Raw genomic sequence first — 11,249 nt, 5'->3', positions numbered from 1 at the left:
ATAAATTTGTGATGAGTTAGCATTTTTTTGCGATCAAACAAAAAAACCGGGTTTCCCCGGTTTTTTCAGATTCTACTTTTACACTTCTATTTCATTTTTCTTCCAATAGGAACGATTCATGGTCAAACATTTGATTAATCTTTTCGGTAGTTTCCGGTACCGTTTTCCCAGTAAATAGCCCAAATATTTAAATCCACTCTTTGCAATCAAGCCTGGTATGAGCCATGGCTTTTTCTCGTGGATCAACCAGCCACATGTCTTTTTCACCAAGCAGATTCCCTCACGCTCGGATTGGATTCCCAAAAACACTTCGGAATGATCGGCCTGTGAGACCCCTAAATCAAAGTTTCGTTTTAACTGGGCCAGACAACCATAATTATGAGAATGGATCACTCTGGCCTCTGCCACATAAGCAATGGCCTCTTTCCGGTACCGCACTGCATTGCCTGCATAGATCATATCCTCATTGAATATGGTTCTGTTAATAAAACCGCCCGCTTTTACAAAGGCCACTCGGTCATAGGCACAGCAAACGTTGGAAGAAAAGAAGGTCTTGATCCCCAGTTCTTTAAGGTCTGCACCTGTTTTAACCCTGCTTACTGCCGGATAATTAAAAGATCTGGTGAAGCGTTCAGTTAACCCACAATCCGGGTTTGGAAGTTGTCTTGCATATGCTGCCACTACTCTCTCTCCATCTTTTCCCGTCTGTTGAAAGGCTTGAACCAGGAAGTGGATCAGTTCTCGGTTTGCAGGCACCGCATCATCTGTCATGAACACCATAATGTCTGCTTCAGAATGAGCAGCCCCTTTATTTCTAGTCCCACCATGATCAAATTCCTCTTTCGTCACATGATGCACCTCAAGATTAGAAATTCCTTGGTATTCCTCCTGATCCCAATAAGATTTCTCTGTATTCATAAGAATGATTTTCCGAATGGGATAGGTTTGCTCCCCAAGCCGGATCAGGAGACGTTTAAAAACATGATCCGGATGGTAGACCGGAATGATTACATCCACTGTTTTGTTTTCATTTTCTATGTTTTCCAACTGATTATCCTCAACTTTCCATCAATAGCGCAGACATGCCGTCGAACAAATCCGAATCAGGGCATAAATGCTTACAAAACATTCTAGATACCAGGCACTTTTTCTTAAGTCTGCCAAAATGACGAGACGTTTATCAAATACGGTAATTAATAAAAGTGGCAGGAGTGGAATAAAATAACGTCCCTGAACCCCTGTGATATAAGTCAAATCCCTGGGCGTCCATCCAAGAAACATGGAAGTAAGAACTAGACCTGCACTTAAAAACACCAACAATAATAGGTAACATTTCTGCCTACCTGTGATGGGAACCGTCTCCTCTTCTCGTCTTACCACGCTGACAAATAACACGTACCACAAAATAGTAAGGCAAAAGGGAGGAACGGTCAGATTGGGATCCAAATTCCCCAAAAAGCCTCCCAGCATGGTGACCAGATAGTAATCAAACTGCGTAACCAGCGTTTCATAATATACTCCAATCACTTCATAGGGATATTTCCATACGTCAGATAAGGTATATCCAGCCGCCTGATTCCAGCCCACATAGCTTTCGGTCGCCCCTGCCCAGGCCGATAGCACCAGATGATTCACCAAAAATACGGCAAGGAATACAACTGTGATGACACTAAGCACAGACAGAATATAATGCTTTTTTGATTTAAATTTAGAAACTGGAATCAAAAGGCAGATTCCTGCTGCCGGAAGATATACGATCTTACCTGGTTCCAAAAGAATCAGCAAAAGAGTCAGGATCAAAACATCTTTGGTGGATACTTCTTTTTTTTCATAAGCCAAATAAAAACACCAGGACAAAAGCACCAGGGATAAACCGATAAACGCTGCATCATAGGAAAAAGATGCCGCCAGATGAAGGGACATAGGCAGACAAGACACTGCCATAATTAACTCTTTTTTAAAAGGCATAAGACGATAAGAGAGGCAAGCCATGGAAACAAATGCCAACAGATTCATAAGTCTTCCAAGATAAACCAAAGGGACATAACCAAGGTTTAATAGCCTTGCCACGGTAATTCCAAGTGCCTGGGGAAGATACACAACCGGAGTAGTATTAACGGGAATTTCTTCTCGAACGGTAACGGACTGGCTGTGATCCATAGAGAACAACTCCGTCAAAATACGTTCATACGTGACCTGCCCCGGCTGATTGGAGAGGAAAGAACTGTCATCCCCACTTCGAACCAGTACATTGGCGCCTCGTTTGATTCTTTCCTTTTCTTTTACTCCTGCTTGCTTTGCATATTCCTCATCTGCTACTGGCTGTTTTCCCATGATCTGACTGGAAAGCCGATACGCACTCACAAAATGAGCCGCTTCATCGGGAGCGGAAAAAGGGGTCAGTACAAATAGATAAAAAAGACCCATCCCCACCATTGCCACTGCAAACAGCCAGAGGGAAAAACTTTCTTTTATCCACAAAAAGAAGCCAAGAAATAAAAGAAATCCACAACCTGCCACAAGAATCCACCAATAAAAACGCCGAACTGCTTCAAACTCTGGGGAAGGAATCCCAATAATGGTTTTTTTGTACGTGCGGACAAATAAAAAGAGTAAAAGAAGAATGGTGCCAACCGTAAGCCACAAGCCTTTTTTAATTGGAATCTGCTTCACTTTTTTTCTCCTCCTTCCCTTTCTCCACCTCTTTATCCAGCGCCAGCATCTGAATCAACTCCGTCACTCTCCGCTCCAACTGGGATATCTTAATGGATTGGAAAAATACTTTGGATAATAGAATGAAAATCATAAAAGCAAAAATAAAATTGGCAGTGGAATAAGTCCCTACGATACGAGAGATAAAATCCGCCACTCGGGGAAATATGCTAAAAACCACCAAGAGCAGAGAAAACATCACCCAGAAGATAGAATCTTCAATCTTCATCTTTGAATGACGGATTCTTTTTAACACATAGCATGTAAGTAATATGGATACACTGATCAGCACGCAGCGAAGTAAAACTGTCATATCACGTTCTCCCTTCCTTTATCCTCTGTTTCGTATGCGGAAGCTTTGTACAAACAAGATGGAAAACATCATCTTTCCCATGTAACGTGCCGCATTCAATGGGTTTAAATAACTTTCTCCAAGAAGCCTTTCATCCATAACCACAGGAATCTCTGCTACATCTGCTCCCTGTCTGATTAAATAAGATATGGTATCCGGCTCTGGTCCATAGTTTAAACCATCTGCAAATTCTTTAATCATCTTCCGATTAAACATGCGCATTCCTGATGTGGGATCTTTTACTCTCACCCCTGTGGTAAACCAGATCGCAAGGCTAAGCAGCCTGCTGCCAAGCATTCTTATAGAACGTGGCTTTTTCTCTGTTAAGAAGCGAGACCCGATCACAATATCATATCCTTCATCCATCTTCTCTTTCATCGGAAGAATGAATTCTGGCCTGTGTTGTCCGTCTCCGTCAAACTGGATGGCGTACGCATACCCTTTGCGGTGTGCATATTTTAATCCAGTTTGAAACGCACCGGCTAGCCCTAAGTTCATTGGTAAATCAATGATCTTCCAACCATGCTCTCTACAAATTTTAGCCGTATGATCGGTAGATCCGTCATTTATAATCACATAATCATACATCGGGTAGTTTTCGATCACTTCCCCTACCACCCGTTCGATATTCAATGCTTCGTTATAAGCAGGTATGACTACCAGCACCCGTTCCTTCATTCCCACTGGTTCCTCCGTTTCTTTTCTTCCGTCACAAATACCTTTCCTGCCTGATATACAAAACATAGCATCAAAAGCAGCATTTCAATCAGATAGGAACATGCCCCTCCATTGATTCCTCCTACTTTTACAAACCAGTAGGATAGAAAAAAGGATGCGATGCAAACCGGAACATAGCCAAGAAAGATAAGTTTTTGTTTCTTCATAATAACAAGTACATAATAGAAGAGATTCATAACCGCAAAGAACCCCCCTCCCAGAATAATGGCCAAAAGTCCAGTGCGGTATGGCATAAGCTCTACATTGGAGATTGCCCCAAGGACCGGTGCCCCGAGAAACCATGCCCCGATTAAGGCAATCACAGTCAGTCCTATGATAATGCTGGTTAACCGTTGTAACATCTGTTTGAATTTTGGAAAATTTTTCTCCTCCCACAAGGCGGAGAGCCGGGTCAAAAATGGACGTATTACAAAATTGGCCGCCAGGTTAATGATCGAAGTCGGCATGAAAATAGCTACAAATACCGCATTGTCTGTGGAGGTCATCTGGGCATCCACGGCATATTTTGCCATGGCAAAGATAAGCCCATCAAGAAACACAGATAAGAACAACAAAAAGCCATCGTGTAAGATGTTCCATTGCTTATTTTGTGTACGAGAATACTGAATCTTTGTAAGGGTAAGAGAGATTTTCCGGTCAAACAAAAAAATTCCTGCGCCCTGAGAAAGAACTGCTACCGCACTGGAAAAAACCAGATTCCTTGTCACTGCCAGCGTTCCCAAGAAACAAACTACCGATAAAAGGGTCCGCAAGGCCATTGCTTGTCCGGTTAAATAAAGCTTCCCCACTCGTTGAAATTCCGATTCATAGACATCTGCGTATCCATCAAGGACTTTATATAAAACCATCAAAAACACCACCAGTCCTTTTTCCACGGTATAACCGGAGGGTGACACGTAAAACTGGTAGAGCAGATATCCGATTCCAAACAATACGGCACCCGTACAGGTAATCAGACGTGCCAGCCGGTATTCACCGAAGGTATAGGTTCCCCTTATGTCTGTGCTCTGCAGCGGTCTCATACCAAAATAGGCCACCAGAAACATCTGCTGTCCGAAGGTGCTGAAAGCAAAGCCAAAGATTCCTCCCTGACTTGTTCCCACCAGATGGTTGACCAAGGCTGTTAATAGCATGCTAGAGCCTGCATAGATCAGGCTTCCTATCATGTTCCATGCCATGTTTTTTCGTTCCATTTTTATTCCTCTGTTTCCTGTTTCGTGTTTCTATATTCTACAATATCCCCTTTAAAATGTAAACCAGAACTACCCACTACCGTTTCAGTATCCCTGCGGTACGGCACAGGTAGAAAAAGCTTTCGATTTTAAAAAGCCAAGATAGACCCACATAGGATACGACTCCCACGAAGATCTGAACGACAAGCGTAAGTAACGTTCCTTCTATTAAAAACTGTACCCCATAGACCAGTGCACACATGATGGCTGACAAGATAAAAGATGGGAATACATCCCTCCATTGTTCTAAAAAGCTATAATTTAACAACTTTTTATTGGGATAGGAATTGATAAATGTACAGATAAAGTCGGTAACCGCACGTAACGCCACCATGGTATAGATCCCAAATGGGATGCTTATTATAAGAGCGGCCACACTGACTGCCTTTTTAATTACTTCCAGTTTTAAAAATATCTCGCTACGCCCCAGTGCGTTTATAGCCTGTAGGTTTGCCACATGGAGAGGCCAGGTAGCATACGCCACACAAAGCAGGCGGAGCATAGGAACGCAGGGCAGATACTGATCGGTCAATAGAAGCTTCACCATGGGTTCTGCGACTGCAATTAGCCCTGCCATCATAGGAAATACCAGATAAGAGCTTGTGGTAATGGATCTTCTCACCATATTTCTCACCCGATTCCGATCGGTCTGATAGGCAGAAAATGCTGGAAGCATAACGGACTGGATCGCCGCACCTAAGTTATTGGCAATCAAAGCTGGAAACTGGTTCCCTCTTGAGTATTGCCCCATCATATCCGTATTATATATTTTTCCGATCACAAGTCCATAAACATTGGTAAAAATCGTATCAATCAGACCCGATAACAGGATCTTCCAGCCATAAGAAAAAAGTTCTCCTGCCTTTTTCGCAGAAAACAAAAATCTGGGAATCCAAGTCCTTTGAAAATGAAGCAAAACCATGAGAAACAGGCTGTAAAAAAACTGCTGCATAACAAGAGACCACAACCCATACCCCTTTACCGCCAGTCCCACACCGATGAAGCCAGAACCAAGCGCTGCAAACAAACTGGCAATGCATAATTTGCGAAACTCCATATTCCTTGCAGCGGATGCAGATTGAACGGAAATGGCTGCTCCAAAAAACAAGGTAATCGCCATGACCCGAATCGCCGGTTGAAACACTGGTTGTCCATAAAAAGACGCAATCAGAGGTGCAGACAGAAAAAGCAGTGCATAAAGCACCGCTGCGATGGCAGCACTCATGAAAAAAGCAGAGGAATAGTCTGCTTCCTCTACATGAGGCTTCTGAATTAGAGAGGTGTTAAATCCACTCTGTACGAATACATTTCCTATGGTAATAAATATCATAATCAGCATGACTTCCCCAGACTCCGCTGGTGTCAGCATACGGGCAAGAAGGACGGAAACCAGAAACTGAATCCCTTGAGTTCCCCCATTTTCCATGACTTTCCAGAACAGGCCAGAAAGCACTTTTTCTTTTATATTTTCCTGATACATACTAGGTTTTCTCCTCGTATTTCCAATTGACATTTCCGCCTTATTGTACTATATTACCCAGTAAATGTAAATCGTATATAGCATTTTAGATTTGTTTGTGATAAAGTGTTATGGAATATAGTATTTATTACATAAATTCAGGAGGTTTTAAATTATGCGAAAACTGACACGCGGCCTGATGGCATTTTGTTTCACGGCTGCTCTTGTCCTGGGACAGGCTTCTTTTTCCTTTGCAAAAGAGTCTTTCGGACCGGGCTTCAAGAATGGCGTCCCAATTAGTGAGTCTGACAACCAGAAAGAAGATGGCAAGTCGACGGGGAATGTCACTACAGAAGAAGCAGAAACCGCTTTGGCAAATGCCGGCATAGACATGGAACAGGAAGGAGACGCCGGCGGCGAAGATGGTGTTGTCGATGAAGCGGAGAAAGCCGCTCAGGAAGCATTAAAAGCCAATACCCCCCGGCTCCAGACTACGGTTATGGTAGGTGACAGTAACTGGTCCCAGCCATTTGTAAATGATGCATGGATAACAAATAACGGCGAGGGGTTCCACGGTATGTCCACGTTTTTAACGAACATTGTAGGAAACGTATTATACCGGAGCTATACAGCAAGCACCGGTTGGTCTCCCTGGGTGATGAACGGTCAGCAAACCACCAATTACCCCAATGATATTAACATCGAGGCGATACAGATGCGGTTTTCTGGATATGTAAACAACCGCTTTGATCTCTACTACTCGGCGAAGCTTGAGGATGGAACCGTCACAGACTGGGCTAAGAACGGAGCCAGCGCAGGAACCATGGGAACGGGACATTACATAACAGAATTTCGTATGGCATTTTTTGCAAAGAATACTCAATTTCCATATGCAATGGAAACACCACTTATTTCTGCTGGTCCCGACGGAATGCAGCAGATTGACGGTTCGCTCCGGTATTATAACGGCGACGGAACCGCTTTTACTGGCTGGGCATGGGATGGAAACCAGAGGTATTATTTTGTTGATTCCAATCCAGTTACTGGTTGGCAGTATATCGACGGATACAAATACTACTTTGATGAAACGGGTCGTCTCCTTTCCGACTTAGAACCAATCCTAGGAAACAAAGGACCATTTTTAATCCAAATCAACAAACAGATGAACACCATGACCGTTTATGGCAAAGACGGACAGAACGGGTTTATCATTCCAGTAAAGACGTTTTTGACTTCCACAGGATCAGATACTCCACTTGGTACCTATCAGACACCAATCAAATACCGCTGGAGAGATATGAATCACGGAATTTACACCCAGTATGCAACAAGGGTTTATAAAGGGTTTTTGATCCATTCCATTCTTTACAGCAAACCAGATAATAAAACACTAGATCCAACGACCTATAATTATTTAAGCATCGCCGAATCGGCCGGATGCATCCGACTGCTGACCCGAGATGCCAAATGGATCTACGATCATTGTGCCATCGGAACTACCGTAAATATTTATGAATCACCTGTTCCAGGACCCTTTGAACGTCCTGCCATTGAACAGATTATACCGGAGACTCAGACTTGGGATCCAACCGATCCCAACGTAGTACAGTAAGTTTTTGTCATTGATTTCTCCGAAAGACAGGGAAGTATCTGGCGTATGCCGATCTTTTCCTGTCTTTTATTTTTGACCTGTGTATTTTTCTCTCATCCACTGGTAGAGAAGCGGTGTCCGACACTCAAGGAAAATCAATGCCCGGGTTGTTCGATCCAGCTCTTTATAAAAAGTTCTAAATTCCCGTTTATAGATTTCTTTAAATTGTCTTGTGTTGACCATGGTCTGATAGTAAGTTCTTAAAGATGCACTTCTTACCGCTCTATGGAACCGTCCCTTTGTGGCAGAATCAAACTCCTTATAGACACGTTTCATCCGTTCATAGTAAGTCTTCTGTTTTCTGGCATAATCTCCACTTTTACCTGATACGGTCCAAGAACCAGCCACCCCTACCCGATATGCACTCATGGGCTCATCAAAATAGTAACCATACCCTTTTTCTGCTGCCATCAACTGGATCGGAGTATCTCCCACGGGGCAATCCACATAGTAATCTGGTAGTTCTTTTACAAGGCTTAAAGGGAAAGCCATGGAGGACATGGCATATCCAGATGTTTTGTCAATCATCTCTTGCGGAGTAATCTTTCTGCTGTTTGTGTAAGGTCTCATCTGCTTTTTGGTGAAAGCCTTTCCTACCAGATGGATCGCTGCACTATGGATACAAAGTGTACAATCTTTATTTGCCTCCATATAATCTACCTGCTTTTGCAGCTTATAAGGAGAGACAAAATAATCATCTCCATCGCACATAAAGATATATTTTCCACTGGCTCTTGGAAAATTAAACGCACCACTGATGTTATCAATGCCCTGGGAATACTGGTTTTCCGTCTGGATAAGTGGTTTGATTTTACCTGGGTATTTTGCTGCATACTCCCTTATGATCTCACTGGTTCCATCGGTGGATGCATCGTCATGAACCAATATTTCATAATCAAAATCTGTTTTCTGCATGAGAAAGCTATCCAGTGCCTGTCTGATGTATGAGGCATGGTTATAGGTCACACAATTGATACTTGCTAACATAGGGTTCTCCCATTCATTCTCTTTGTTATATATTCTTCATACTTCCTTGCAATATACAGCTCCACTTTCTCCCCTGCTACGTCTATGGTATCTTCGGTGAAGCATCGAATATGGTTTGAAATACAGTCATATCCTGCCATACAGGAAAATTCCACTCCTCCAGAAAAGCGAGGATTGCACTCTAGAAAGTGAACGGTTTTATCTTCTGTTTCTATGAATTCAAAGTTAACGCACCCTCTAATCTGTAACACCTGGGCAATTTTTTCACATTCCGCTTCCAGTTGGGGGGCAGAAAAGACAAACACTGAAGTGCCTGCGCCACTTGCTGTTCGAAGAAGTTCTCTTCTACCTATCGTCACTGTGGTGTTGGACTCTTCTTGCCTGACCACATCCACAGTGAGAATGCTTCCCTTTAGAAATGGTTGTTTTACATATTGATCCAGATCTTTCCCTTTGACCCACTGGTCATATTCTTCCTGTGTGTTAAGGTAGAAAAGTCCCTGGCTGCTTCTTCCATTGTAGGGCTTAATTACCATGGGAAAAGAAATTTCTTCTCCTGCGCTTTCATTAAGACGGATCGTAGGAATGGGATTACCAACCCCTTGTTCCCTTAAGACTTGATACAAACTTCTTTTATCTCTACAGACCTCTATGGTTTCTTTTTTAGAAAGGCACAGTAAAACACCTTGTTTTTCTAAGAATTCCCGGTTCCGATTCCACACATCCACTTCTACATCCGTTAGTACCAGCAGCCCATCGGCTTTCTCTTTTTCACAGAGAGAAAGGACCGCTTCCACGTATTTGGCCTCATCCGTGGCATAAGGAACCTGATAAAAGGAATCCACATTCATAGAATCTGCAATCCACTCTCTGGGATAGATGTCACAGCCAATTACCCGAATCCCCATATTTTTTAAATTTTTTATTACTACATCGGCTGAAAATGATCCAATGGCCGTCACCACTACTGTATTCATATCTATCTCTCCTTATCTGGCTCCTACTATCACATCACAGATCCGGTCAACTTCTGACAGGGAAAGCTGAGGATACATAGGAAGCGTCAGAACACTCTCTGCTGCCTTTTTTGCTCTTGGGAGACTGATGTCTTGAAAACGATCCCGGTAACAGTCAAACTCTGTAATCAGTGGGTAAAAGTATTTTCTGGCATAAATATGATGGGAAGCCAAACGATCATAGACCTGATCCCTCGTGAGGCAATATCCATCAAATACCACCGGATAATACGCATAATTAGAGCGGATTCCCTCTTTCTCTTTATTTAGCCGGATACCGCAAACACCTTCCAGCCTTTTCTTATACTGCATGGCCACCTGCTTGCGCTTATTAATGTTCTCATCCACATGGCGCAGATTGCAGATTCCCATTGCTGCCTGAAATTCATTCATCTTGGCATTTCCGCCGATATATTCCACCGATTCTTTTCCTGTAATTCCAAAGTTTTTTAAATAGTTAAATAGAATCTCCAATTTAGGGTTTTGAAACGTTACCGCCCCACCTTCTATGGTATTAAAAACCTTCGTTGCATGGAAACTGAACATGGAGGCATCCCCAAAAGTTCCGATTCCTCTTCCTTTTACTTCTACCCCAAACGCATGGGCGGCATCGTAGATCACCTTTAAATTATGCTTCTTTGCTATCCGCTCAATCGCCTCTACCTGACAAACGTTCCCATAGACATGCACCGGCACGATTGCTGAGGTCTTAGGGGTTATGAGACGTTCAATCTGATCTGGATCTATGGTATAATCCTCTTCCCTGATGTCACAGAAAACGGGGGTAAGATTGTTTCTAACAATGGCATGGGTGGTGGAAGCAAAGGAAAACGGGGTTGTAATTACTTCCCCCGAAAGATCCATGGCTTGCAGCGCCATCTCAAGCGCCATGTGACCATTGACAAATAATAGAAGGTTCTCTGCCCTTAAATATTCTTTCAACTGATCCATAAGCCTGTCGTGGAATTCTCCCATATTGGTCATCCAGGCAGACTCCCAGATAGGTTTGATTTCTTCTATGAATTCTTCATAAGATGGCATCGATGCCTTTGTCACTAAGATATCCTTTTCTTCTGGTAACATATGTTTTCATCCTCCGCTT

At 43.0% G+C, this 11,249-nt stretch carries 10 protein-coding genes; 1 reads left to right on the top strand and 9 read right to left on the bottom strand.

The window, feature by feature from the left end; genetic code table 11:
- Positions 1-78: 78 nt before the first annotated feature.
- The 6 genes from EFT72_RS01910 to EFT72_RS01885 form a co-directional block, all read right to left on the bottom strand.
- The gene (locus tag EFT72_RS01910; RefSeq protein ID WP_124065131.1) at positions 79-1,047 is read right to left on the bottom strand and encodes a glycosyltransferase family 2 protein; all 969 of its coding nucleotides are present in this window, start codon (positions 1,045-1,047) and stop codon (positions 79-81) included.
- Positions 1,048-1,068: 21 nt separating this feature from the next.
- Complete coding sequence (locus tag EFT72_RS01905; protein WP_124065130.1) at positions 1,069-2,673, bottom strand: DUF2142 domain-containing protein; 1,605 nt, start codon at positions 2,671-2,673, stop codon at positions 1,069-1,071.
- Positions 2,654-3,025 (bottom strand): DUF2304 domain-containing protein, encoded by a 372-nt coding sequence (locus EFT72_RS01900; RefSeq protein WP_124065129.1) that lies wholly within the window; start codon positions 3,023-3,025, stop codon positions 2,654-2,656. Before EFT72_RS01900 ends, EFT72_RS01905 begins: the two co-directional genes overlap by 20 nt.
- 18 nt (positions 3,026-3,043) lie before the next feature.
- The gene (locus tag EFT72_RS01895; protein WP_124065265.1) at positions 3,044-3,742 is read right to left on the bottom strand and encodes a glycosyltransferase family 2 protein; all 699 of its coding nucleotides are present in this window, start codon (positions 3,740-3,742) and stop codon (positions 3,044-3,046) included.
- Positions 3,739-4,995: a lipopolysaccharide biosynthesis protein gene (locus tag EFT72_RS01890; RefSeq protein ID WP_124065128.1), complete on the bottom strand. Its 1,257-nt coding sequence runs from the start codon at positions 4,993-4,995 to the stop codon at positions 3,739-3,741. Before EFT72_RS01890 ends, EFT72_RS01895 begins: the two co-directional genes overlap by 4 nt.
- 76 nt (positions 4,996-5,071) lie before the next feature.
- Positions 5,072-6,514 carry a lipopolysaccharide biosynthesis protein gene (locus EFT72_RS01885; RefSeq protein WP_124065127.1) on the bottom strand — a complete coding sequence of 481 codons (1,443 nt, stop codon included), beginning with the start codon at positions 6,512-6,514 and terminating at the stop codon, positions 5,072-5,074.
- A gap of 154 nt (positions 6,515-6,668) precedes the next feature.
- Between EFT72_RS01885 and EFT72_RS01880 the strand changes: the two genes are divergently transcribed.
- Entirely contained in the window at positions 6,669-8,105 is a 1,437-nt protein-coding gene (locus EFT72_RS01880) for a L,D-transpeptidase (RefSeq protein WP_124065126.1), read from the top strand.
- A gap of 66 nt (positions 8,106-8,171) precedes the next feature.
- Here EFT72_RS01880 and EFT72_RS01875 read toward each other — a convergent pair whose 3' ends face one another.
- Genes EFT72_RS01875 through EFT72_RS01865 form a run of 3 tightly spaced genes read right to left on the bottom strand, consistent with a single transcriptional unit; the run spans position 8,172 to position 11,230 of the window.
- On the bottom strand, positions 8,172-9,131 hold the full coding sequence (locus EFT72_RS01875) for a glycosyltransferase (RefSeq protein WP_124065125.1): 960 nt from the start codon (positions 9,129-9,131) through the stop codon (positions 8,172-8,174).
- Positions 9,125-10,108 carry an ATP-grasp domain-containing protein gene (locus tag EFT72_RS01870; protein ID WP_124065124.1) on the bottom strand — a complete coding sequence of 328 codons (984 nt, stop codon included), beginning with the start codon at positions 10,106-10,108 and terminating at the stop codon, positions 9,125-9,127. Before EFT72_RS01870 ends, EFT72_RS01875 begins: the two co-directional genes overlap by 7 nt.
- A 12-nt stretch (positions 10,109-10,120) precedes the next feature.
- Positions 10,121-11,230, bottom strand: coding sequence for a DegT/DnrJ/EryC1/StrS family aminotransferase (locus EFT72_RS01865; protein WP_124065123.1), 1,110 nt, complete (start codon positions 11,228-11,230; stop codon positions 10,121-10,123).
- Positions 11,231-11,249 lie beyond the last annotated feature (19 nt).

Source organism: Clostridium sp. E02 (genome assembly GCF_003833015.1).
In the GTDB taxonomy this organism is placed as follows: domain Bacteria; phylum Bacillota; class Clostridia; order Lachnospirales; family Lachnospiraceae; genus Lacrimispora.
Note: the sequence above shows the minus strand (reverse complement) of the source record. Positions and strands in the feature narration are given on the sequence as shown.